Source organism: Gammaproteobacteria bacterium, from assembly GCA_024235095.1.
Lineage (GTDB): Bacteria > Pseudomonadota > Gammaproteobacteria > Competibacterales > Competibacteraceae > UBA2383.
Genome location: JACKNC010000001.1, coordinates 640,922 through 664,337, shown reverse-complemented (window position 1 = coordinate 664,337; position 23,416 = coordinate 640,922). Strand labels below are relative to the sequence as shown.

Below are 23,416 nucleotides of genomic sequence, written 5' to 3'. Positions count from 1 at the left end.
ATCAAGATTCCTCTCACGGATTCAGGCAAGGGTTTCAAACAGGACGGTCAACCGTGCGAACGGTCGTTGCCCGGCTCAAAGAGTGAAAGCGCACTGGGCGCGACGCAAGGGGCTGACTTAACTCCTCAAGGCTAATACTTTGCAAGGCAGTATAAATGGCGAAGTTGATGCGTGGCCAATGGCCGCTGACCTCACAATCTTCCTGCCGGGTGCAACGGTCATGGGATTCATCGCTGCAGGCGGTGATGGCAATGGGACCTTCCAGCGCGCCAATAATATCGGCGGCGGAAATCTCTGCGGCGGGCAACGCCAGGATATAACCGCCTTGCGCGCCGCGTTGTGATTTCAGTAAACCCGCGCGGGTCAGCGTCTTCAGAATCTTGCTGACCATCGGCAAGGGTAACCGGCGCTGCCGCGCCAGAGCGGCAGCGCTACAGGGTTGGCCTTTAGCCTGGGCCAGCGCGGTCATCAACAAAATGCCGTAATCGGCTTCTCGGGTGATGCGAATCATGGCGGCTCCGCATGGCTCGTCTAATCGGTACCGGATTAGTACTATTTTCAGGTAGAATAGTTCCAAATAACCCATTTGCCAACCATACCATCCAAAGGCGCATCTTCCGTGACTTCCAGGGCCTTGCGAGCCGAATTGTTATTACTGCTGACTGCTCTGATCTGGGGTTCGGCTTTCGTTGCCCAGCGGGTTGGCATGAATCATGTGGGTCCTTTCACCTACAACGGCGTTCGCTTTCTGTTGGGCGCCTTGTCCCTGTTACCGCTATTACTTATCCGCTGTCATTCCAGACCACTGATGCAGCCTGACGGCGGACGCTGGCGGTTCACTGGCGGTTTGCTGGCTGGACTGATTCTCTTTGCTGGCGCATCCCTGCAACAAATCGGTATTGTACATACCACAGCAGGCAAGGCCGGTTTTATCACCGGACTGTATGTAGTCATCGTGCCCTTGCTGGGCTTGCTATGGGGACATCGCACGCCGTGGAAAACCTGGATCGGAGCGGGTCTGGCGGCAGCGGGCTTATACCTGCTGACCATGACCGATGTATTCACCCTGGCCCAGGGCGATGGACTGGTGTTAATCGGCGCGTTCTTTTGGGCCGGTCATGTGTTGGTGATTGGCTGGCTGTCAGGACGGCATATCGAGCCGGTGCGGCTGGCCTGTTTGCAGTGCGTGGTTTGCGCAGCGCTGAGCCTGGGCGTCGCTGTCGTCATTGAACCGATTCATTGGCAGGGATTGCGGGATGCGGCGCTGCCGATTCTCTACGGCGGCTTGTTATCGGTCGGAGTGGCCTACACCCTGCAAGTCGTGGCCCAGCGCGATGCGCCCCCCGCTCATGCCGCAATCATTCTGAGTCTGGAGACCGTGTTCGCGGCGTTAAGCGGTTGGTTGCTGCTGAATGAAACCTTGGCGGGGCGCGGGATTCTGGGCTGTGTCCTGATGTTCGCCGGCATGTTGCTGTCGCAGCTGAGTTTGGGCAAGGTTGCGCCGCCGACTGAACCGGCTGCGGTTCCCACGCCGCCACCAGCGCCAATGGCCTCCACAGCGGCGGGCGATTTGGCAAACCGTTCATTCTCGGTTCGTTCGTAATTCAGTTCCGCCGAAAGGCCGGCATTGCTGGTATTATTAGGGGTCTGTTAAACGGTCTTCAATTCAATCGGGGACGTTGATGAAGGAAATTTATCTGGGCCGCCAGCCAATCTATGATCCAAACCTCCATGTAGAAGGTTATCAACTCTCTTATCATCCCACCGAGGCGGGTGAACTTTTCGAGGAGGCCACCTTGCTGAGCGCCGAGATGAAGCATACCCAGGTTTTGTTCGACACGCTGACCGAGGTAGGGCTGGAACGCCTGGCTGGGGAGAACAAGATTTTTGGTCCTGTAAATTTTCCTGTGATAGACAAACCATAGGGTATACTGATATCTAACTTTTTGCTTTTTCAAGAACTCTTTTGGAGCCGGCCTATTAGGGCATTGATTGATTTTGAAAAAGGGCGAAATCCATGGAAGGCTGCCGATCGGGCGGCGGCTGAGGATGCGTCCAGAAATTCTGTAAAAAACCACGCCTCCTCTTTGATCTGGAGAAGCGCCATGCCGACCGTTGAATTGATTCTTCGTGATGATGAAGGTCGTATTATTGATCATCGATCCACACGAACATATTCTTTGGATTGGAGAAATCAAAGCTTGCATTGTATTGAAGGTGCAGTTGAAGAATTTAAGAAAAATGCACTACCGGATCTTCAGGCTGATTTGTTAGAAGCGGCTCAAAACATCTTTATTCAGGATAAAAAAAAGACTTGATTTGCAATGGGACAACACCCATCAAGATTAAGACGCTTCATGGACCTTTTGAATTTAGACTTCAGCGATTTATTGATCGAGAATACCCTAGTTTGCCTCATCGAACCTACTTTGATTTGACGGATCAATTTCAGGAAGATTATGTGAGTGATCGGTTAAAAGAATTCTCCGCTTATTATAGCAATCGCTTAAGCTATATCGATGTATCCGATTTAATAGAGAGGGTCACCGGGTTCCGACAACTCAGTGACCAAAAAATCCACCATGTGGTGGTTGAAAAGGCGCAAGCGCTCAGTCAAGCGTGCGTCGCGCAAGTGGAAGAAACCTTATCGAAGACGAGTGGTTCTGTCATCAACATTGACCCTGATGTTGATATTTACGACCCAGAAAGTCGGGAAATTCTGATTTTCGAAGATGCCATTCAAGTCCGTGGTCAGAAAGAAAATCGTATAAGAAAACAATCAGTTATAAAGGAAGAAGTGCCAGAGAAATCCGCACCGAAGAAGACGTCTGCCGTATCGAGTGACGTCATTCTCTTTGAAAATAAAGACGGCGATCTTGAATACCTGACCGCACCGATTGATCGACAGGGGAAAGCGATCATTCCGGTTGCTGATATTCTGAAAAGCCGGGTGATTGAAGATTATGGGAAAGAAGAAAAGCCATTGCCGATTATCGCGATTACAGATGGCGCAAAAATCATTCGTGAGCATCTTTGGGCGGTATTTGGTATCACCGTGCTGATTATCCTGGATTGGTACCATCTTGGTAAAAAAATTCGTGATTTAATGAGTATGATTGCCTTGAATAAGGATGAGAAGAATCAGCATCTAAAGTTTATGTTCTATCACCTCTGGCGTGGTGATGTTGTCACGGTTTTGAATTACTTAGTCGAGCAGGTGCAACCCAAAAATGCAGAAAAGCATCTTGAACTGATCAATTATCTTGAAAAACATCAGCATGAAATTATCGATTATCGAAGTCGTCAGATTGCAGGCAAACCCATCGGAAGTGGTTCTATCGAGAAAGGCTGTGATCAAGTTATCGGACGTCGTCAGAAGAAAAAAGGGATGAGTTGGCGTCCTGCAGGAAGTCGAAGTTTAGGCATTTTAAAGGTGATCGAACTCAATAATGAATGGGATTCTGTCTGGTTTCCTCAAGAAGCCGCGAATGATCCGTCAAACTTGCGGTTAGTTTCAAACGCATAGAGCATCACAGGAAAATTTACAGGAGGAGATTTTTTTGAATGTCGTCCATGTCTTGCTGGTTCAAGGAACGTTGCGGCAACTGATAGAGGCTTCCCCGCGTCTGGTGTTCGAAGTCATGGCCAACATCAGCGTGGATGAACCGCTGATCGCCGCGCTCAAGGCTTTGCGCCAAAAAGGTTATTGCTTTCTGCTCGACGGGTATGTGGACAATGAAGCCTACCAGGCGCTGTTGGAGACCGTTGAATATGTGCGTCTGAATATATCGACTACCCCGGAACCGGAAGCGCGCCGGCTGCTGACCCGGTTCCATCAACGGGGTTTAGCGGTGATTGCCAGCGGGATTGAAGATCAACATCAGCTCGAGGTGTGCCAAAAGCTGGGGTTTAATTTTTTCCAGGGGCGCCACTTTTCCCAGCCCCGGTTGCTCAAATTTCAGGGGATTCAGACCAATCAATTGGCCGTAGTACGGTTGGTCAGCGCGCTGAATCAGTCCGATGCTGATCTCCAGCAAATTGCATCCCTGATTGCTCAGGATGTCGCTCTCAGTTATAAATTGCTTCGCTACATTAATTCCGCCTATTTCAGTCTGCCGCAACGGGTCGAATCGATCCAGCGGGCGGTGGCGCTACTGGGACTGCGCACTGTGCGTTCCTGGGCGACGCTGATCTCGATGTCTGGCGTCGAGAGCGCTCGCAGCGATCTGATGACCATTGCCTTGGTGCGCGCCAAAATGTGCGAGTTACTGGGCGAGCAACTGGGTCTTAAGCAGCTCGACAGCAATTTCATGGTGGGTTTGCTGTCGGTGCTCGATCTGGTGGCGCAAGCGCCCATGTCTGAGGTGCTGGCGGCGCTGCCACTGGAGGACGACATCAATGCGGCGTTGTTGCACCACGAAGGCGCGCTGGGCCAAATTCTGGCCTGTACCCTGGCTTATGAACAGTGCGACTGGGCCACGCTGAAGGAATCGGGACTGGACGCTGAACAGGTCAACGAAGCCTACATGGCGGCCCTGGCCGATACGTATCGCGCCAGTTATGAACTGTTGCGCGATTGATCGGGAGAGGCGGGAGCATTGGAAGCGGACTCTACAGATTCCTTCACCCTGGACTCGTGCGCATTAACGGGCGGGTGGTTGTCATATCGCTCCTGATACCAGCATTGATAGCAGAGTCGCAAGCCGTTTTCGCTAAGAAAACTGGCCGGGGGTCCAAATCCGCCACAAACGTCGCAAACCAGATAACTACTGACCATTGTTTTTCTCCCGCCTCGTCTTGCTTTTTGAAGTGCAAAGCTTAATGAAGAATCCGGCATGAAACTCTACAAATACCTCCTGACCGGTTCAGCGCGCCACCGCTGGCTGGCGCAAGCGCCAGCGGCTGGCGGCGACATGAGCATCTTCGAGACCACTATTAATGGCGTCTATGCCCTTGGCGAGTCAATGCCGCTTGCCGTGGTTGAGGACGAGGGTATTGAGGAAACCGATATTCCCGGCGTCTATGCCTTCAACGGGATGGACATTGACACCGCCATCCAGCGCCGCCTGCTGCGGGAACAACCCTACCCTCTGTTGCCGGGTGAATCCACTGTTTCTGCCGGGTTGTGAACCCCGTTGTCCAGGCTGCGCGCATCGCACCTGGAGCGCCGCCGCCAGCGAGGCGCAAAAGACCCAGTGGTTGCAGCGAAGGCTGGCGCCTTGGGCAGATCGGCTGCAAGCGATGCGCGCGGTGACTGGCGACGCTCGCTGGAATTACCGGCGCAAAGTTTGCTTGTCGGCGGTCTGGACAGCGGAAACTGGCTGGAATTTTGGTTTATGGCGGCGCGATGAGCTAATTCCGATTCCTGATTGTCCGGTTCACACCGAATCCGTGCGCGCTGTGATCCGCTGGTTAATACGGGCATTACCGCCGGCGCCGGAATTTCCTCTGGCGTTCTTTGTGCAATCCGGCGCGCAAGCAACCCTGATTCTGAAAGCACATCACGTTCCCAACCCGGATTGGCTCAATGCAGCGCCGCAGCTGGAACTGGCGGCGATTGGACTGGAAGGGTTGTGGCTGCATCTACATCCGGCAGCAGGGCGACGGCTGTTTGCCCGCAAGGGCTGGACACTGTTGTGGGGCCAAGCGCGTTCGCGGGATAGCCTTGGACTGATTTATGGTCCAACCGCCTTCCAGCAGCAGATTTCCCAGCTGTACCGGCGGGCGCTGGATGCGGCGGAAGCGTTTTTGACCCCGCAACCAGGCAATTTCCTGGCTGATCTGTACTGCGGCATTGGCGCCAGTCTGGCGCGCTGGACCCGGCACGGCGCGCGAGTGTTAGGCGTGGAACTGAGTGGCGAGGCGGTGGAATGCGCCGGGTTAAATGCGCCGGTAGTCACAGTGCTGCGCGGCAAGTGCGCCGACCGGCTTCCGCAGTTACGGACCTGGACGCCAGCGATGGGAACCCGATTGCTGTATGTCAATCCGCCGCGCACCGGGCTGGAGCCGGCGGTGCGCGACTGGGCGGCGGTGGAATTTCGACCGGATCGCCTGGCCTACCTGTCGTGCAGCGCCGGTACCCTGAGTCGGGATTTGGCGGCGCTGACTGCGAGAGGTTACACTGTGGAGGCGCTGATGCCTTATGACTTCTTCCCGCAAACTCATCATGTTGAGACGCTGGCGCTGTTGCAGCGTCAAGGGTGAAGCCTCTCTTGCTGAGGTTCAACTCCACAACGCCCGCATGCCGAAGTAGGCGATATCCTTGATGCGGCGAATCACGCCCTTGAGCAGCGAAGTCTGCGGTCGGGTGCAAAAGGTCATGCTGAGAATCACCCGCAACTCGTTCTTTTCCAGCCGAGTCACCTTATGAAACACGCGCGCGCCTTCAAACAGGATCAAGGTATTCGGCGGAGTGGGAATCATGACCTCCTGATCATCCTGCCGGATCGCCAGTTGTGCTGAAGACAGTCGATCTTCCTGAAGATGGCGGTTGACCAGAGGCAGCAATACGGTGAAATGCCGGCCATTGTAGAAGTTGTAATCATAATGCCAACCGATATGATCGCGTGGCCGATCGTAGAACAGCAACGAACAGGAGCTTTGATCGTTAATCGGCGTAGGTAACACCGGCTCGCCGATCACCGCTGAGCAAAGCCGGCGTAAGTAGTCTGACTGGTAAAAAGCGATAATCTCCGGTGCCCTTTGATGCAAGTCTTCGTAAGCGACCGTGCCGCCCTTCTTGTGCGCCGGGAAATAGCTGCGCTCGGTGCTGGCGCAGCGCAACGCTGCCTCCTGCAGTTTTTCGAAAGCGGCTATTGGCAACGGTTCGGAAACCATCGCAAGACGTTGCTGAAAGTCAGGCAATCGCTCCGGAAGTTGCTCAGGCAGCTTGAGAACTGCGCTGTACTGCGTGACCAGCGTATTCTGACGTGCTTGCAATTGACGATACTGACGTTGCTTGCGCAGCTTGAGACCAGTGAAGGCCAATGCGCCAGCAGCGGGAATCAGTAGAATTTCCTGGAACATACAGCAGCCGTCCGGTAAGGAGTTTGAGAATAAGAAGTGCTGCGGTCGAAGCGATGACCGAAATCAGCACATAAGCTTAATCGGACGCTGTGAAATTCTGATGAAACGGCGATCCATCGCTGCGATGGCTTGGTGCGGCTACCATAGTCTGGCTCACTGTTATCCCTACACTCTGGGTCATGGCTATTCACTTTTGCTAGCGTGATAATCGTCAATCAGATGAGCGTAAGACAGGAGCGTATGATGGCGACCACCTCCGAAGAAGTATGGCTCTTGGGGTAGTGTTCCAGACATGGTTTTTATACTAAAACCCCGAATTCATACCGATTAATAAATAGACCAATAACGATGTCATGCATCTTATCGAGTTTGGAGAAGCAAATCGTCTTTCTGACTCATCTTTTAATGCGCGTCCGTAGGGTGAGGTGTTTCCGTTAAATTTTTTGAGTATTCGCCTTACCGGCCGTATGCTGTTCGGGTGGCAAGTGGCGTTCGTAGGCTCCCCCGTCATCCGTGTAAAATCGGGTTATTCCGAAAGATTCTAGAATCTCTCTAAGCTTTAAAAACACTTCATCTTTGTGATCACCGAGGGTATAAGCGAGAATTTTTCCGGTCGTGTGATCGATGGCATGCCACAGCCAACGCGGATGTGCTTTGCGCTGGACGTAACTCCACATCTCGTCTAACTCCGCCTCTTGATCTTCAACTTTTTGAATCTCAACGATGACTTCAGATGGATTTAAGCGGTTCAGCACTGTTCGATTGATGGATTCAAGGCAAGATTCTTTTTTTAATTCGTTAATGACGGTGGTCGGACTGATTTCTAAAACTCGCGCAGTATCCCGAATGCCACTGCCATTGATCGCCATATTAATAATCTGGTTTTTAACTTCTGGCAAATAGCCATTGTAATCGTAGTCTAAAATAAATGTTTTGACCGAGCATTCTGGATTCTGACAAAGGTAGCGTTGTTTTCCATTCTCCGTTTTTCCACGCTTTGCGATTTTTTCATGACGACAAACAGGGCAAACGACAGGATTTAAAACCATATTTAAATTCCTTAAAAAAATATTAAAATACTTAATACAATTTTAGACTAAAATATAGCATATCCAAATCTAGAACACTACCGACAATGCTCAACTTGTCGTCGAGAAATTCCTGCTCGTTGTAGGGATTGAGAATCTCGACCTCGACAATCGACGTGGCAAATTCACCGGCGAGGATCGCGTTCAGAAAGTGGATCAACAACCGGCGATTGCATTCAGTGCCGAGCAGAGCCTTGAACACACAGTCAATTTTTTGGTCAATGGAATGTTTCATAAGTAAAGTTTATCAGCTTCATTTGTCAAGGGACTTTTACTTTTGGTCGCTTGAGTCACACCTTAGACTCTCGGCGCGGCCACCCGCCGCAATAGATCATCCAACACTTCATCGACTTGTGCCCCTTCCATTTCATACTCCGCCGCCAGCGTCAGCCGATGGCGCAAAGCCGGCTTGGCGATGCTCTTGATATCGTCGGGCGTCACGAAATCCCGCTGATTCAACAAGGCTTGGGCGCGGGCAGCGCGAATCAGAGCAATGCCGCCGCGCGGCCCAACGCCAATGGCGAATCCCGGCGTTTTCCGGGTCGCGGCGACCAAGCGTACCGCATAATCCAGCACCGCATCATCGAGATTTAGCCGGGCGGCGATTCGTTGCAAGGTGAGCACCCGTTCCGGATCCGCCACCGCCCGCACCCGCGATACATCCAGCTTGTCGCCGACCTGTCCGTCAGTGACCTGACGCAGCAGTGCGGTCTCTTCCGTAAAGTTGGGGTAATCGATCTGAATTTTCAGCAGAAACCGGTCGAGCTGCGCTTCCGGTAACGGATAGGTGCCTTCGTGTTCGATGGGATTTTGCGTCGCCAGCGTCATGAACGGGGGTGGCAACGGAAAGGATTGACCCTCGATGGTCACCTGTCCTTCCTGCATCACTTCCAGCAACGCCGCCTGGGTCTTGGCCGGGGCGCGGTTGATCTCGTCGGCCAGCAGGAAGTGGCAGAATACCGGCCCCCGGCGAATTTCGAACCGCTCTTCACGCAGGTTGTACAGGGCATGGCCGGTCACATCGCTGGGCATCAGGTCGGCGGTGAACTGAATGCGGGCGAAGCGGGCGTTGACGCAAGCCGCCAGCGCCCGCACCAACAGGGTTTTGCCCAGTCCGGGGACGCCTTCGACCAGGACGTGACCGGCGGCGCCGAGAGCAATCAGCACTTGATCAACCACCGCTTGCTGGCCGATCAACACTTGACCGATTTCGCGGCGCAGGGCTTGCAGAAAGTCCCCAGCCCATTGCAATTCGGCGCTGGAGAGCGGGTTCACGGCGGCAGCGGGGGAAATTTCACTCATGGGGAACGATTCAGTCGTTGCAGGGTTTGCAGAGTTTGCACCAGATCGCGCTCATGCAGCGGTTGGTCGGAGTGCGGTAGCAGCGCGATATCCAGCGGTGCGCCAGGCTGGCGGCGTTCGATCTGGCGCAAGGCGTAGTGGCGGGCGGCTTGAAGGAGTATCGGCCCAGCGCCGTGACGCCAGAGGAAACGGGAACAGGCGCGCAGATGTTCCGCCAATCGCCGTTGTTCCCCGGAACGCGGGATCAACAGTGGCCCCAGTCGCCGGCTGTAGCTCCACAGCGCCGTCAGTAGAGTCAAAATCAGCCCAGCCAGCGGCATCCAGGCGTATTGCCACAGCAGTTGCACCAGCGAGGGGGTCAGCATCCGGTATTGCAGCCAAACCTCGCCGTCTGGAGCGCCCTGCTGGAGCAACGCCCATAGAAAATCGGCATGATCGTATTCGGCTAACCGGTGGTTGGTGAATGGGTCAAGATCGCTCAGCAGCGTAACCCGCCCCTTTCCCCATTGAAAGGATTGCCAGAAAGCGTCATTCAATCGCAAATCCGAGCGGAACCGGACTTGTAGGGGCGGCCCGGCTTCATTCAGTTTGACCGCAACCGGATCGGCGACCGATTTTTCAGCGCGATGACTACGGATTTCAAGCGAATTGAGCAGGTAATCATGTCCCTGACCGGGTTCATAAGGATGTTGCACACTGATCAGCAGATGTCCGCCCGCATGGACCCAGTCCAGCAACCTCTGGCTGTCAGCAGCGCTGAGCGCATAGCTGGGAATAGCTACTAGCAGGGTCGCGGTGGATGCCAGCGGTTGAGGTAATTCGTCGAGACGGCGCACACTATGGACCGTGCGGCCCAGCCGGGTTAACAGCCGATCCGCCAAGTAAAAGGGATTGCGCCGCGCGGCTTCATCATAACCGGTATAAACCTCTTCGCTGCGCTGGATCAGATGCTGGCTTAACCATAGCAATATCCCGCCGATACTGAACAGCGCCAACAAAATCAGTGGGATCAGCCATAACCGACGACGGGTCATGCCGGTCGCGCTCCTACTCCAAGCGATTCGTAAAAAATTGCCCCACACTTTTCAAGCGCCTCGCACCGTTCAATCCCCCCTTTAGCAAAGGGGGGCGAGGGGGGATTTGAACGCCCGAGGTTACCGCTGCTCGTCAGAATCCCCCCCAACCCCCCTTTTTCAAAGGGGGGAGATAGAGACTTTGAGAGAAACGTGGGCCGAAAGCTATTCATCGCGAGTTGCCCTAGCGAAATGCCGGGGCCATTCCGCACATAAGCCATGAACTTCGGCCTCGTCCGGCAAGCGGTGGGCGTAGGCAGTTACCTGCCAGACGCGGGTCAGGCGGCGCAGAAATTCAAGCAGTTCGGGATCGGTCAGTTGCGCCGTAGCTAGGCGCAGACATTCGACTTCGGTCGCGCTTGGTCGCACCGGGAGACCGCGCCGAGTCGCCAGCCCGGCCAGGCTGCCTTGATACAGCATACGCAACGCTTGGCGCGGTTGACCTTCGCTCCACAATTGCCAAGCGGCGTCTCCCAGCCCGGCATCCGGTGGAGCGGTGATTTCATCACGGCCCTGGACTAACCGTGAGCCGGATTTAACAACGCGCGGTCTGGCATGGCTGAAAGCCTTCGGCGCGTGGCGCCATAACCACCAGCCTGTCACGATGACGAACAGCCCGACGGCAAACCAGAGCAGCGCTTCGACGGTCGCTGCGAACCATTGACCTGGACGGGGATCACGGGGCGAACGTGAAGGGGGTTCCATAGCGCCATCATCCCGCCAGCGCCAGCGTTCCCTGACTTCGCAGGTTTGCAGTTCAGGCGCTTTCAGCATCTCGGCCAGCGCCTGTTTGACGACGCTATCGGATTGGGCCAGTTCCGCCTCACGGGCGCGGCGTTGCTCACAGATTGCATTCGCCAGATACTCCTTCTGTTCTTGCGGGGGAGCGCCAGGAGGAGGAGGCGCATCGGCGGCAAAGCCTGTCCCAGGAAACGCCAGTAACTCCGGTACCATCATCAATACCGCCAATATTATTGCGATTCGTCCCACTTGCGCTAACTACCCTGCCCTTTTTCTATCCGAATCAGCGCGGAAGCTCTAACACGGCCTCTAATCCGCCCTGCGTATGATTGCGCAGAATCAACTCACCGCCATGGGCGCGAACGATATTGCGGGCGATGCTCAATCCCAGGCCAGCGCCGCCGGTATCACGGCTGCGCGAACTTTCCAAACGGTAAAACGGCTCAAACACCCGCTCCAACTCGGCAGTCGGGATACCGGGGCCATGATCGCGGACGGTTAATGTCAGTCGGTCTGGACAATCCATAATCTCAATTTCAGGGCGCTGTCCATATTTCAAGGCATTCTCCACCAGATTGCTCAAACAGCGCTTCAGCGCCAGCGGTCGGCAGCGCAATGGCAGGGTGACTGCGCCGTCGATCCGCACCTCTTGACCGGTATCTTCAACATCCTCCCGCAGACAATCCAGCAAGGCATTCATGTCCACCGGCGCCATTGGCTCGGAATCCTCATCGCCACGCAGAAAATCCAGTGAGGTTTGCACCATGCATTGCATCTCTTCAAGATCGGCCTGAAATTTGGCCTGCAACGGCGAATCTTCCAGCAACTCGGTTCGCAGGCGCAAGCGGGTAATGGGCGTCTTTAGGTCGTGCGAAACAGCCGCCAGGATGCGGTTGCGGTCTTCGAGGTAACGGATCAGCCGCTCCTGCATGGTGTTAAACGCTTGCGCGGCGCGGCGGACCTCCAGTGGTCCTGTTTCAGCCAGCGGCGGACGACGGATATCGCGGCCCAGTTCCGTAGCGGCATCGGCCAGCACGCTGAGAGGACGGGTCAGGGCGCGCACCGCCAGCACTGCCAGCACAACGACCGAAACCAGCAAAATCAGCAGAATCAACAGCAAGCGGGCCGGCCAGGCGATCACATCTTCCGGCAAGACTTGCTGGAAAGTTGCCGTCGTTCCATCGATCAGTCGCACCTGCACCACGAAATTGCGCAGACCCAGCATCATGGCGTGCATACGCCAATGCGGCGGTCGGTCAGTCCAACGCTGGTGGAGCATAGTGGAGTCTGGGTCAACCGGGCGAGGCCGGTTGGCGCGGGGCGGTGGTGGCGGCGGCGGTAACTCATCGGTAATGACGACCTGAAAAGATCGCTCTGGCCCCAGTTGCCGGCGAAGCAGGGTGCGGAACAACGTCGTCTGATAACGCTCGTCCGTCACCGACTCGTCAGACCAGGGTAGATCCAGGCTAAGATGGGTCGGCGGCAGATCCAGCGCCGTGACCAAACGCCGACGTTCTGCCTCATCCAGCGTATCCAGCAACTTGACGATGGCCGCAATGCGCTGAGCGATATGTCCGCCGATGGCGTGGTAGAGCGCTTGATCACGATCCTGCAACAGGATGGCGGCGCTGAGCAGTTGCGCCATGATCAGGCCGCTGGTCAGGAACAGAATCAGTCGGCCCAACAGGGATTGAGGCGGCAGGCTCATCAATAATCCGGATGAACTGGCGCGGTCAGCAGATAACCCTCATTGCGCAGGGTCTTGATAATTGTCGCCTCGCGGGGATCGTCGCGCAAGCGGCGGCGCAGGCGGCTGACTTGCACGTCAATGCTGCGATCAAACGGCGTAGCCTCCCGACCCTGAGTCAGATCCAGCAATTGATCCCGGTTCAGCACGCGCTGCGGACGCTCCAGGAAGACCCGTAACAATCGGTACTCGCTGGCGCCCAAGGGAACCAGTACGCCATCCGGGGCAACCAGTTGTCGAGCAGCCACATCCAAAGTCCATCCGGCAAAGTGGAAGCGTTTTGCTTCAGCCGGGTCGCCCGCCGGATCGCGGACTCTACGTAAGACGCCTTTGATACGGGCCAGCAATTCACGAGGATTGAAAGGCTTGGGCAGATAATCATCAGCGCCCATTTCCAGGCCAATGATGCGATCGGTGTCATCGCCGCGCGCGGTTAACATGATGATCGGAATCCGTGAACGGGCGCGCAGGTTGCGGCACAGCACCAATCCATCATCGCCGGGCAGCATCAGGTCAAGAATAATCAGATCAACCGTTTCCTGGTCCAGTGTGGCCCACAGACTGCGTCCGTCGGCCACGCCGCTTACGCGGAAGCCGTTGCGGCCCAGATAGTCGCCGAGCAACTCGCGTAAGCCGGGGTCGTCGTCGACAATGAGAAGATGATCACTCATCGCTAACGAGCCAAGGGAAGAGATTAAGTGATTGGAAATTGGTCGGGGTGACAGGATTTGAACCTGCGACTTCTGCCTCCCGAAGACAGCGCTCTACCAGGCTGAGCTACACCCCGATACGAAAAAATCAACAAGTTAAGATAATCTGTAACCGCGACTTTTAGCGATTTGCACTTATATTGCACTTACGAAGTGTGCGATGCAAGCTCCTGTGGGTTTAGCCTTCCGGCGCGATATCGTTCGTCGTTCAGATACTACTCACCATTTTTTTGCCATCGGTTTCATATCACCGATGAATCGCTTTAATGAACGATCCCACAGCTTGCTGCGGGGTATCAAAAGCGAGATGGTACGCAACAAGCTGTGGAGAATTAGAACTGTAAGAGGTTAAAATTCCTGATTTCTTTTTCCAGTCTATTGCAGCAACAATCCAGTATTCAGCCGGAGAATGATTTCTCTTTAGCGTCAGCGACGAAGGCGGCGGCGATGAGTCCAATACCGATCAGGATCATACACATGGGATGTTGACCTCAAATTATTGTGTGAGTTGAATTGGTTTATTACTTAGGTAAGCAATAATTATGCCGAGTTTTAGTGGCGGGTTTCTCTATATGAATAAAATTAAATTTAATCAATTAATTATAAAATCTTTCTTGTGGCGCAGCCCGAACTGGTTCTGGTAGTGATTTGCTATAACCAGGTCATGACTCTCGATGTTGGAGCTGAGACTTGACGTGCTTTGACCGAAGCCGTTCACAATGGACCGATACCAGGGGCGATCTCCCTGAGGAGGGCGTTCCCACGCTGGAACGTGGGAACGATAACCTGTTAAAACGTTTGCAACAGCCCCCTAGAAACCCAAATCCTTCATGAAATCGGTGAATTCGGGCGAGAACAGAAAGCCGCTCATCGCCTGGTTGCGGGTCATGCCGCCGGCCAGTTGATCGAGCCAGAAGGCATAGCCGCCCTCATCCGGCTCGCGCTGGAAGAAGGTCAGGTACAGGTTGGTGATGAATTGCCGGTCGGTGGTGCCACGCCCGAGGTATTCCTCACTGTTGAAGAAGAAATTCGCCATGTTGCGGAAGACCGGTTTCACATCCGCGCCTTGCGCCTGGTTATCCGCGATGCGCTGTTGCCAGAACGCCAGACCGTCGGTTTCGGGGGCGCGTTCGAGAATCGAGACGTAATAGTGAGTGATCAGCGTGGTGGCCGGGTCTTGCTGCGTGGCGGTAAACGTGGCGGTACAGGTCAGGTCGTTAGCTGGCATGGCAAAGCGGGTGGCGCACGGGCTGGGACTCCAACCGATAAAGGTGCTGCCCGCGCCAGGGATCGCCGTCAGAGTGATCGCCACCCCTTCGGCATAAGAACCTGCGCCGTTGACGGTGCCCGTACCGGTGCCAGCGGTCATGGTGGTCAGGCGATAGGTCGTCGGGGCGACATTGGCGAACAGGGCCGTGACGGTCTTGGCCGCGTCCATCGTGACCGTGCAGATCGCGCCGGTGCCGGAGCAATCGCCGCTCCAGCCGCTGACGCTGTAACCGGTATCCGGGGCCGCCGTGAGGGTGACGTCAATCCCGTGGGTGAAGTCGGCAGTGCAGGTTGCGCCGCAAGTGATGCCCGCCGGGTCACTGGTGACCGCGCCATTGCCGCCGGTTTTGGTCACCGTCAGGGGTTCCGTCGAGCTGAAAGATTCTGTCCCCTCCACTGCGCCGATGTCGACCACGCCATTCTGAATGCGCGTTTCGCCGCGCTGGGCGGTGGTGACATTTTGCACCAGCAAATTATCGCCCGCGTCGAGCGCCGGACTACCGGGCAGGAGTAGGTGAGTTTGCGTCGGGCCACCGTTGTCCGCCAACGGGCCAATTGCGGTGTTAACCGGACTGGGCAGAATCAAGTCGCTGTCAATGGGACTGGCGTTGATCAAGCCGGAGGAGCCGCTTTCACCAAACAGGTTGTGGCCCAGGGAGGTGAAGGTGCCGCTATCCCGGTAGATTTCCTTGCCGTTCGGTGATGTATTGCCAGCAACGATGGTGTTACCGATGGATAAGATTCCACCACCATCCAAACGAATCCCGCCTCCGGGTCCCGACGGTGTTGCTGCGGAATTACTGGTAATCGTGCTGTTAAGTAGGGTGGCAGTCGCATCGTAGATGTAGATACCACTTCCGCCATTGTCGATGCCAGTAGCGCCTCCAAGGGAGGAGTTACCCGATAGCGTACTATTACGCATTGTTAGCGTGCTGCCATCTCGCGCATGCTGAATACCACCTCCACTCAGCGACGCGGTATTGTCAAAAAGGGTGCTGTTATTTACAGCTATTGATGCACCGTATCCATTAGTTAAACCACCTCCGTAGACCGCTGAGTTATTGGATATAGCCGTGTCATTCACGGTCGCTGTCCCAGAGTAATTGTCAATACCGCCTCCAGAAACACTAGCAGAGTTATTTGATAGCAAACATCTATTTGTTGTTATTATGCCAGAGCGGTTGTAGATACCACCACCGCGACTGGTGGCTACGTTATCAGACAAGATACTGTCATTAACGGTCAACGTCCCACTTGCACTGTTGGAAATCGCGCCGCCATAGCTCCAGGTGCTCGATTCAATGGTGCTGTCATTGACAGTCAATGTTCCGTTGTTAGTAATCCCCCCATTGCGCAGTTTCAACTTGGAGAGCGTCACGGTTGCCCCGGCGTTGACGGTGAAAATCCGCGCGGCGTTGTTGCCATTGATGGTCACGCTGTTTCCCGGCCCTTCGAGGGTCAAATTGCCGGTAATGGTCATACCGCCAGCGGTCAACAGCAGGCCACTGAGACCGGACTGAAACACGATGGTGTCATCGGTGGCCGCAGCATTGTTGGCGTCGAGGATAGCTTGGCGCAGCGAACCGATGCCGCTGTCGTCGAGGTTCGTGACCGTGAAGGTCACCGCATGGGCAGATGAACTAAAAATTGTTATTATAAACAATAATATAAACGAAACGGGGGGGGGTAATGACATGCGGTGGCATAACGCAATCTCCATAAGTTGAGCGTCAAGAAAGAAGGGATGAAAAGTCACTTGAGAAGATTAGATGTAACGATCAATTTTGACAAGTGACTATGTGTATCCATCGCATTTCTTAGATCGGGTGCAACGCGATTGATCCTCACCGCCTGGCCGCAGGGCTGTTAATACCCATTCTCATTAACGCTAAGCGATAGAGCTTAAGTCAGCGCAGAAACTCCCCCCTTCGAAATAAGGGGGGTTGGGGGAATGGCTTTATCGCATCGCCCAAAACCGGCTGATCGACCATTACCGCGCCAGCCATCGAGGCTTGCCGGTGTCCTATGCCGGGGATTGCCCGGAATGGATTGAAATCCACAGCCTATCGAGGAAGGAACTGATTAATCGTTTCGACCAGGGTTGCTTCTTCCACCGGTTTGATCACATAACTTTTGGCGCCTTGCCGCGCTCCCCAGATCTTGTCGGTTTCCTGGTCCTTGGTGGTCACAATGATCACGGGAATATGGCTGGTCGACGGATTCTTGGTAATCTGTCGGGTGGCCTGGAAACCGTTGATCTTGGGCATGACCACATCCATCAGGACGAGATCAGGCAGTTCAGCCTTGGCGACTTCGACACCCTGTACGCCGTCGGTCGCCGTCAGGATTTCGTGCCCATGTTTTTTGAGAATTTTGGCGAGACTCAGCGTTTGGGTCGGCGAGTCGTCGACAATCAGTATGCGGGCCATGCTGCCACTCCTGGGATAATCGGGTCTATCTGCTTCACGCACCGGTTCGCAATCCGGGAGACAGAATCTAATGAGAGCCAATCCGGGCTGTCCTTCATGCTTAAATTTAGCGGGCCGTAACAGTGTACGCCAATCTCATCAGCGAAATCAGGCTTAAAAACGGCAGTTTTTTCATCATAAGCCAGACCTCCCGCTAACGCATGATAGGATACCGCATAAACCGATTCGATTTAAGGAGTTTGTTTCATGAATGCTTCACAATCAAATTTTCTCTCCCGACTGGCGCTGACGTTGCGCCTGGCTTGGCGAATGCTGCTTGATCATCCGTTCGCCAGTCGCGTGGCGCAATTGGAACAGAGTGAATCGGTATCGACGGGCCCCGTCAAGGCCGGTCAATCCAGGCCGGCGCTGCACGATACCTTGCCCGAATCCGCCCTCCAACTGTTGGCCCTGTTGCAGCAGGAAGGGCGGTTCGTGGATTTTCTGGAGGAAAACGTCACTGCCTATTCCGACGCTGAAATTGGCGGCGCAGCGCGCGTCGTGCATGAAGGTTGCCGCAAGGTGATCCGCGATCATCTCCAAATCGCGCCAGTCCGCGAGGAAACCGAGGGCGCTCGCTTAACTCTGCCCGCTGGTTTCGACGCGACTGCGGTGCGTTTGACCGGCAATGTAGTCGGCCAGCCGCCCTTCACCGGAACCTTGATGCATCGCGGCTGGCGGGTAGCCGAGATCAAACTGCCGAAACTGGCGGAAGGTCATGATGTCCGGGTGCTGGCCCCAGCGGAGGTCGAACTATGAGCGAAGCCCGTTTCGCCATCGGCATTGATCTGGGAACCACGCATTGCGTGATCGCCGCTGTAGATTTGCAAGCCAGCGATCTGGACGAGGTGGTCGACTGGATCGAAGCCATCCCTCAATTAACCGCGCCCGGTGCGGTTGAAGAACGGCCATTATTGCCGTCTTTTCTCTACCTGCCGCATCCCGATGAATTGCGCCCCGAGGATCGCACCTTGCCGTGGGGCGAGCAACCGCCCTTTGTGGTCGGCGAACTGGCCCAGAGTATGGGGGGACGCACCCCGATTCGGTTGGTGGCCAGCGCCAAGAGCTGGTTATGCCATCCTGGGGTTGACCGGCGCGCGGCGATTCTGCCGGTGGAAGCGCCAGAGGAAGTCGAGCGGGTATCGCCGCTGCAAGCCTCGATGCGCTATCTGGAGCATTTGCGCACGGCCTGGAATCTGCGTCATCCCGATGCGCCGCTGGCTGAACAAGAGGTGGTGCTGACCGTACCGGCGTCTTTCGATCCGGCGGCCCGCGAACTGACTGCCGAAGCCGCGGCAGCCGTCGGACTGGGCCGTCATCTGGTGCTGCTGGAGGAACCTCAGGCGGCGTTGTATCACTGGATTCTGGCGACCCGGGGCGAATGGCGAAAGCAGGTCAAGCTTGGCGATATCATTCTGGTCATCGATCTGGGCGGGGGCACCACCGATTTCTCGCTCATTGCCGTGACCGAACGCGACGGCTCCCTGGAACTGGTGCGGGTAGCGGTCGGCGATCATATCCTGCTGGGCGGGGATAACATGGATTTGGCCCTGGCCCATACGGTTCGCGCCAAGCTGGCTGAGCAGGGAACACAACTGGATCCCTGGCAGTTGCAGGGCTTGACGCATGGTTGCCGCACCGCCAAGGAGACGCTGCTGAGCGATGCCAGCATCGACGCCGTGCCGGTGGTGGTGCCAAGTCGTGGTTCCCGGCTGATCGGGGGCACTTTGCGCACTGAACTGACCCGTGACGAAGTGGCGCGAACCTTGGTGGAAGGATTCTTCCCGCAGGTGGAGGCATCAGCGCGACCGGCGATCCGGGCGCGGGCGGCGCTGACCAAACTGGGACTGCCCTACGCGCAGGATGCCGCCATGCCCCGTCACTTGGCCGCGTTCCTGAGCCGGCAGGTGGAAGCGACCCGCGATCTGGCTGGGTTTGAGAATCATCGCCTGCCGGAACACGCTAGTTTCCTGCACCCAACCGCTGTGCTGTTCAATGGCGGCGTCTTCAAGGCGCACTCGTTGCTAGAGCGAACGCTGGACTTGCTGAGCGGCTGGCTGACCGCCGAGGGCGCGCCGCCCGCACGGTTACTGGAAGGAGCCGATCTTGATCTGGCGGTGGCGCGCGGCGCGGCCTATTACGGTTACGTGCGGCGCGGGCGCGGGGTGCGGATTCGTGGCGGCACCGCCAAGTCTTACTATGTGGGTGTAGAAAGCGCGATGCCGGCGGTGCCGGGCATGGAGCCGCCCATTCAGAGCTTATGCATTGCACCGTTCGGCATGGAAGAGGGGACGCAGGCGGAACTGCCGCCACAGGAAGTGGGGCTGGTGGTGGGCGAGCCGGTGCGCTTCCGGTTCTTTGGCTCTTCGGTGCGGCGCGTCGATCAGGTCGGTACGGTGCTGGAGCAGTGGGCGCCGGAGGAACTGGAGGAACTGGAGGAAATCGAGGCCAATCTCCCCGCTGAGGACCGGCAACCGGGCGACGTGGTGCCGGTACGCCTTCATGCCGCCGTGACCGAGGTCGGCACGCTGCGTCTGGAAGCTGTATCACGCACCGGCGCAGAGACTTGGAAGGTGGAGTTCGACGTGCGCGGAGAGAAGTAGCTATCGCTCGCTCGAATGCACTCGTTATCTAATGGAACAAGATGGGTTGCTGTTGTCGGCAACCCATCCCGTTGATGGACGCTTATCATCCCTGAATCACGCCTCATCGTCAGCGCCCAGATACGCCTCAACTACCCTGGGATCACAGCGCACCTGATCCGGTGGCCCTTCAGCGATCTTGCCGCCATACTCCAGCACGACCAGCTTTTCACAGGCGCGCATCACCAGGCGCATATCATGCTCGATTAGCAAAACCGTGACGCCCCGCGCTTGAATCTGCCCAATCAACCCAATCAACGCCCCGGTTTCCTGCTCGTTCATACCACCAGCTGGCTCATCCAGGATCAGCAGGCGCGGTTGGGTCGCCAGCGCCCGGGCGATTTCCAAGCGCCGCTGATCGCCGTAAGCCAGATTCTTCGCCATGGTAGACGCCTGCTGGCCCAGCCCGACGAATTCCAGTTCCTGCAAGGCGCGCTCCATCGCCTCCCGCTCCTCGCGCTGCTGAGCGGGCAGGCGCAACATCGCGCCAAGAATCCCGCTGCGCATCCGATAATGACAACCGGCCAGCACATTCTCCAGAACGGTTAATTTCTGAAACAGCCGGATATTCTGAAAGGTGCGGGCAATGCCCAGAGTGATAATACGATGGGTGCGAAGACCATTTAGCCGAGCGCCGGCGAAAGTAATTTCACCCTGATCGGACCGATATTGACCGGTGATCAGGTTAAAGACCGTAGTCTTGCCCGCACCGTTGGGACCGATCAGTCCAACGACCGCGCCTTGGTCAACGCTAAAGGATACGTCCTTGACCGCTGTCAGACCGCCGAAGGTTTTGGTCAGATGATGCAGGGTGAGCAGATCCATGATCATCGACCTCTTGCCGGCAACAGCCCCTGCGGACGGACCACCATCATCACCATCATCACCAGCCCAAACACTAGCATCCGGGCGCTGGAGAATTCCCGGAACAGCTCTGGGAGGCCGATCACCAGAAACGACGCCAGCAGCACACCGGCCATATTACCCGCCCCGCCAAGGATGACGATCATGAACAACACCACTGACTCCCAAAAACTGAAGGATTCCGGTGAAATAATCGTCATCTTCGCAGCGAACAGGGTTCCGGCCATACCAGCCCAAGCTGCGCCCAGCCCAAAAACCGCCAGCTTGTAATAAGCCGTATTGACGCCACTCCCCTCCGCAGCGATTTCATCCTCGCGCAGATAATTAAGCGCCCGGCCAAATCGTGAATTTTTCAAATGCAGAAAGAGGAAAATGGTCAGCGCCACAAAGCCCCAAATCAGATAATAGAAATGCTGTGGCTGGCGAATGACGAAACCGAACAGGTTAGGGCGACTGATGCCAAAGACGCCATTTGCGCCGCCGGTAATGCCAAAGACATCATTGACCAAGGCGATACGCACAATTTCACCAATGCCGATCGTCACGATGAGCAGATAATCACCGCGCAGATGGACTACCGGTCGCGCTATTGCCAATGCAAATAACCCGGCCACCAAACCGCTTAATGGCAACGTCCACAGAATGGGAATTTGGTAACGGGTATTCAGGATCGCCGCAGTGTAAGCCCCCATCGCATAAAACGCCGCATGACCCATATTGAACAGTCCCGCCTCGCCCAGAATCAGGTTGAGGCTAAGCGCCAGCAAGGCATACAGTCCGATGCTGTTTAGCACATCGATATAATAGGCATTCAGCAACAGCGGGGCCGTAGCCATCAACGCAATGAATAAGGCAGCAGCGAAAGAGGTAAAACGACCCATTATTCTTCCTGTTATCCAGCAATTCCCGGTCTCTTGGTTGATCTTTGATCTTCAAGAAGTTTTTTCTGTATATTCAAGGTTGCATTAAGAAAAATATCATTGCGATTCAATATGCTGGAAAAAGAGACCGGGAATTGCTGCCTGTTATCATCCAGCCTTAAAACTTAAACCTTAAACCTTGTCCGCCACCCGTTCGCCCAATAACCCGGTCGGTCGCACAATTAAAATCAAAATCAGCACGCAAAAAGCAATGGCGTCTTTCCAGGCGATGGAGAGATAAGCCGCCCCCATAGCCTCCACCACCCCCAACAATAATCCGCCGACCATCGCGCCGGGAATGTTGCCAATCCCGCCAAGGATCGCGGCGGTAAACGCCTTCATGCCGTAAACCCAGCCCATCGTGAAGTTGATTTGTCCATAGTACAAACCGACCATTAATCCCGCTGCGCCGCCCAGCGCCGGGCCGAGCAGAAACACCAGCAAAATAACCCGGTTGACATCAATGCCCATCAGTCGCGCCGCGCCCTGATCAATCGCCGCCGCCCGAATCGCCGCGCCAATCTTCGTCTTCTGGATAAACAGATACAAAGCCACCATCATCACCACCGACGCCAGCACAATCAGCACCCGCATCAGTGGAATCTGCAACCCGAACAGATCGAGGGAAGCAACGGGCAAAATGTTATCGGGATAGACCTGAAAACGCGCCCCGTAAATCAGCATCAGGGTGTTTTGCAGAAAGATCGATGCGCCCAGGGCTGAGACGACGGCGGACAAGCGCGGCGATCCGCGCAGGGGCCGATAAGCCGCTCGTTCCAGAATAGCCCCCAATACGGCAACCAAACCCATGACCATCAGCGCCAGAACCAGCACGCCCATGAAAAATCCCAGCCGGTCCGTCAACGCCAGGGAGGCCAACAGAGTGAGGCCCAGATAAGCGCCGTAGGTAAACAAATCGCCGTGGGCAAAGTTGATGAGCTTGAGTACGCCATAGACCATCGTGTAGCCCAAGGCGATGAGCGCGTAGATGCCTCCTACGGCCAGACCGTTAGTGAGCTGCTGAAGGAATTCTTCCACGAAACCGCCGGGATGATTCAGATTGAAGGGAAAGGAACGCCAAGTTGTCGGCAAATACCCGCAGCCGTGAACTCATTGATTTCACGATGACGAGAAATAGCAGTACGATGGTGATTAGCCGGATTTTCTCAAATCGAGTGCTCATCACCTTCTCGCAATAACTGACAACCCTGCTGGCGTAAATGAAGCAATAAACCTCGCCGTTTCATGCAGTAATTATTTCTTCTGGCATCACGCTGATGCGGGAAGCCGCGGTCAATAGTAAATAAATAGGTTCTTCAAGATCCGCATCAGCGTCGGTACAGGTTGAATCCGGGGAGGGTAAAGACTCGCCCAATAACAGACAAGTCTCCGCCATATCGACTAAGGCGCTTGCCAGCAACCGCTTCGCTTCAGGCAGATTGTCTGCACAGGTTATCGCCCCCGGAAAATCCAGCACTTCGGCGTGGACTCCGTCCTCCACAAATTTATACATCGCTTTGTAGATCAACATAATTGATTGTTACCTTTCGCCACCCTCACCCCCGG

23 protein-coding genes, 1 tRNA gene and 1 pseudogene are annotated in these 23,416 nt (G+C 55.6%); 9 read left to right on the top strand and 16 right to left on the bottom strand.

All coding sequences use genetic code 11. The features are described 5' to 3' along the window. Positions 1-34 precede the first annotated feature (34 nt). Positions 35-511, bottom strand: a complete 477-nt coding sequence (locus tag H6973_02865) for an SUF system Fe-S cluster assembly regulator (protein MCP5124598.1) — start codon at positions 509-511, stop codon at positions 35-37. Between the two features lie 108 nt (positions 512-619). Between H6973_02865 and H6973_02860 the strand changes: the two genes are divergently transcribed. The 7 genes from H6973_02860 to H6973_02830 all read left to right on the top strand — a co-directional run bounded on the left by H6973_02860 (position 620) and on the right by H6973_02830 (position 6,204). Beyond that, positions 620-1,603 carry a DMT family transporter gene (locus H6973_02860; GenBank protein MCP5124597.1) on the top strand — a complete coding sequence of 328 codons (984 nt, stop codon included), beginning with the start codon at positions 620-622 and terminating at the stop codon, positions 1,601-1,603. A gap of 79 nt (positions 1,604-1,682) precedes the next feature. After that, positions 1,683-1,925, top strand: a complete 243-nt coding sequence (locus tag H6973_02855; GenBank protein MCP5124596.1) for a hypothetical protein — start codon at positions 1,683-1,685, stop codon at positions 1,923-1,925. A 63-nt stretch (positions 1,926-1,988) separates the two neighbouring features. Next, positions 1,989-2,318 (top strand): hypothetical protein, encoded by a 330-nt coding sequence (locus H6973_02850; GenBank protein MCP5124595.1) that lies wholly within the window; start codon positions 1,989-1,991, stop codon positions 2,316-2,318. A gap of 92 nt (positions 2,319-2,410) precedes the next feature. After that, on the top strand, positions 2,411-3,526 hold the full coding sequence (locus tag H6973_02845; GenBank protein MCP5124594.1) for a hypothetical protein: 1,116 nt from the start codon (positions 2,411-2,413) through the stop codon (positions 3,524-3,526). 34 nt (positions 3,527-3,560) lie between these two features. Next, a complete protein-coding gene (locus H6973_02840; protein MCP5124593.1) occupies positions 3,561-4,580 on the top strand; it encodes an HDOD domain-containing protein in 1,020 nt (339 codons plus the stop codon). Between the two features lie 255 nt (positions 4,581-4,835). Continuing rightward, positions 4,836-5,129, top strand: a complete 294-nt coding sequence (locus H6973_02835) for a hypothetical protein (GenBank protein ID MCP5124592.1) — start codon at positions 4,836-4,838, stop codon at positions 5,127-5,129. Then, entirely contained in the window at positions 5,101-6,204 is a 1,104-nt protein-coding gene (locus H6973_02830; GenBank protein ID MCP5124591.1) for a class I SAM-dependent RNA methyltransferase, read from the top strand. Before H6973_02835 ends, H6973_02830 begins: the two co-directional genes overlap by 29 nt. A gap of 18 nt (positions 6,205-6,222) precedes the next feature. On the opposite strand, the gene H6973_02825 is transcribed toward H6973_02830, so the two are convergent. The 11 genes and pseudogenes from H6973_02825 to H6973_02775 all read right to left on the bottom strand — a co-directional run bounded on the left by H6973_02825 (position 6,223) and on the right by H6973_02775 (position 17,385). Then, positions 6,223-7,026: a 2OG-Fe(II) oxygenase gene (locus tag H6973_02825; protein ID MCP5124590.1), complete on the bottom strand. Its 804-nt coding sequence runs from the start codon at positions 7,024-7,026 to the stop codon at positions 6,223-6,225. Positions 7,027-7,325: 299 nt separating this feature from the next. Beyond that, positions 7,326-8,075 (bottom strand): annotated as a pseudogene (locus H6973_02820) (IS1 family transposase). Between the two features lie 31 nt (positions 8,076-8,106). Then, positions 8,107-8,349, bottom strand: coding sequence for a PD-(D/E)XK nuclease family transposase (locus tag H6973_02815; GenBank protein MCP5124589.1), 243 nt, complete (start codon positions 8,347-8,349; stop codon positions 8,107-8,109). Between the two features lie 62 nt (positions 8,350-8,411). Next, positions 8,412-9,416, bottom strand: a complete 1,005-nt coding sequence (locus tag H6973_02810) for a MoxR family ATPase (GenBank protein ID MCP5124588.1) — start codon at positions 9,414-9,416, stop codon at positions 8,412-8,414. Then, on the bottom strand, positions 9,413-10,450 hold the full coding sequence (locus H6973_02805; protein ID MCP5124587.1) for a DUF4350 domain-containing protein: 1,038 nt from the start codon (positions 10,448-10,450) through the stop codon (positions 9,413-9,415). The genes H6973_02810 and H6973_02805 overlap by 4 nt, the downstream gene beginning before the upstream one ends. 204 nt (positions 10,451-10,654) lie before the next feature. Continuing rightward, positions 10,655-11,446, bottom strand: coding sequence for a DUF4129 domain-containing protein (locus H6973_02800; protein MCP5124586.1), 792 nt, complete (start codon positions 11,444-11,446; stop codon positions 10,655-10,657). A 67-nt stretch (positions 11,447-11,513) separates the two neighbouring features. Continuing rightward, complete coding sequence (locus H6973_02795; GenBank protein ID MCP5124585.1) at positions 11,514-12,938, bottom strand: HAMP domain-containing protein; 1,425 nt, start codon at positions 12,936-12,938, stop codon at positions 11,514-11,516. After that, positions 12,938-13,648 (bottom strand): response regulator, encoded by a 711-nt coding sequence (locus H6973_02790; protein ID MCP5124584.1) that lies wholly within the window; start codon positions 13,646-13,648, stop codon positions 12,938-12,940. The genes H6973_02795 and H6973_02790 overlap by 1 nt, the downstream gene beginning before the upstream one ends. Before the next feature lie 39 nt (positions 13,649-13,687). After that, positions 13,688-13,764 (bottom strand) — tRNA-Pro (locus H6973_02785). A 734-nt stretch (positions 13,765-14,498) separates the two neighbouring features. After that, entirely contained in the window at positions 14,499-16,580 is a 2,082-nt protein-coding gene (locus H6973_02780; GenBank protein MCP5124583.1) for a DUF4214 domain-containing protein, read from the bottom strand. A 439-nt stretch (positions 16,581-17,019) separates the two neighbouring features. Further along, positions 17,020-17,385 (bottom strand): response regulator, encoded by a 366-nt coding sequence (locus H6973_02775; GenBank protein MCP5124582.1) that lies wholly within the window; start codon positions 17,383-17,385, stop codon positions 17,020-17,022. 246 nt (positions 17,386-17,631) lie between these two features. Between H6973_02775 and H6973_02770 the strand changes: the two genes are divergently transcribed. Then, positions 17,632-18,183 carry a DUF2760 domain-containing protein gene (locus H6973_02770; protein MCP5124581.1) on the top strand — a complete coding sequence of 184 codons (552 nt, stop codon included), beginning with the start codon at positions 17,632-17,634 and terminating at the stop codon, positions 18,181-18,183. After that, positions 18,180-20,027: an Hsp70 family protein gene (locus tag H6973_02765; protein MCP5124580.1), complete on the top strand. Its 1,848-nt coding sequence runs from the start codon at positions 18,180-18,182 to the stop codon at positions 20,025-20,027. The genes H6973_02770 and H6973_02765 overlap by 4 nt, the downstream gene beginning before the upstream one ends. Positions 20,028-20,123: 96 nt before the next feature. On the opposite strand, the gene H6973_02760 is transcribed toward H6973_02765, so the two are convergent. The 4 genes from H6973_02760 to H6973_02745 form a co-directional block, all read right to left on the bottom strand. Then, positions 20,124-20,891, bottom strand: a complete 768-nt coding sequence (locus H6973_02760; GenBank protein ID MCP5124579.1) for an ABC transporter ATP-binding protein — start codon at positions 20,889-20,891, stop codon at positions 20,124-20,126. Positions 20,892-20,893: 2 nt separating this feature from the next. After that, complete coding sequence (locus tag H6973_02755; protein ID MCP5124578.1) at positions 20,894-21,811, bottom strand: branched-chain amino acid ABC transporter permease; 918 nt, start codon at positions 21,809-21,811, stop codon at positions 20,894-20,896. A 171-nt stretch (positions 21,812-21,982) separates the two neighbouring features. Continuing rightward, positions 21,983-22,888: a branched-chain amino acid ABC transporter permease gene (locus tag H6973_02750; GenBank protein MCP5124577.1), complete on the bottom strand. Its 906-nt coding sequence runs from the start codon at positions 22,886-22,888 to the stop codon at positions 21,983-21,985. Positions 22,889-23,093: 205 nt separating this feature from the next. Beyond that, positions 23,094-23,381 (bottom strand): hypothetical protein, encoded by a 288-nt coding sequence (locus H6973_02745; protein ID MCP5124576.1) that lies wholly within the window; start codon positions 23,379-23,381, stop codon positions 23,094-23,096. Positions 23,382-23,416: the final 35 nt, after the last annotated feature.

Bases quoted from the DNA above. Each gene is read 5' to 3' on its own strand.
- H6973_02805 (MCP5124587.1), bottom strand. From the start codon at position 10,450: ATGACCCGTCGTCGGTTATGGCTGATCCCACTGATTTTGTTGGCGCTG.
- H6973_02770 (MCP5124581.1), top strand. From the start codon at position 17,632: ATGAATGCTTCACAATCAAATTTTCTCTCCCGACTGGCGCTGACGTTG.
- H6973_02765 (MCP5124580.1), top strand. From the start codon at position 18,180: ATGAGCGAAGCCCGTTTCGCCATCGGCATTGATCTGGGAACCACGCAT.
- H6973_02835 (MCP5124592.1), top strand. From the start codon at position 4,836: ATGAAACTCTACAAATACCTCCTGACCGGTTCAGCGCGCCACCGCTGG.
- H6973_02795 (MCP5124585.1), bottom strand. From the start codon at position 12,938: ATGAGCCTGCCGCCTCAATCCCTGTTGGGCCGACTGATTCTGTTCCTG.
- H6973_02800 (MCP5124586.1), bottom strand. From the start codon at position 11,446: ATGATGGTACCGGAGTTACTGGCGTTTCCTGGGACAGGCTTTGCCGCC.
- H6973_02810 (MCP5124588.1), bottom strand. From the start codon at position 9,416: ATGAGTGAAATTTCCCCCGCTGCCGCCGTGAACCCGCTCTCCAGCGCC.
- H6973_02760 (MCP5124579.1), bottom strand. From the start codon at position 20,891: ATGGATCTGCTCACCCTGCATCATCTGACCAAAACCTTCGGCGGTCTG.
- H6973_02745 (MCP5124576.1), bottom strand. From the start codon at position 23,381: ATGTTGATCTACAAAGCGATGTATAAATTTGTGGAGGACGGAGTCCAC.
- H6973_02865 (MCP5124598.1), bottom strand. From the start codon at position 511: ATGATTCGCATCACCCGAGAAGCCGATTACGGCATTTTGTTGATGACC.
- H6973_02815 (MCP5124589.1), bottom strand. From the start codon at position 8,349: ATGAAACATTCCATTGACCAAAAAATTGACTGTGTGTTCAAGGCTCTG.
- H6973_02755 (MCP5124578.1), bottom strand. From the start codon at position 21,811: ATGGGTCGTTTTACCTCTTTCGCTGCTGCCTTATTCATTGCGTTGATG.
- H6973_02855 (MCP5124596.1), top strand. From the start codon at position 1,683: ATGAAGGAAATTTATCTGGGCCGCCAGCCAATCTATGATCCAAACCTC.
- H6973_02790 (MCP5124584.1), bottom strand. From the start codon at position 13,648: ATGAGTGATCATCTTCTCATTGTCGACGACGACCCCGGCTTACGCGAG.
- H6973_02775 (MCP5124582.1), bottom strand. From the start codon at position 17,385: ATGGCCCGCATACTGATTGTCGACGACTCGCCGACCCAAACGCTGAGT.
- H6973_02825 (MCP5124590.1), bottom strand. From the start codon at position 7,026: ATGTTCCAGGAAATTCTACTGATTCCCGCTGCTGGCGCATTGGCCTTC.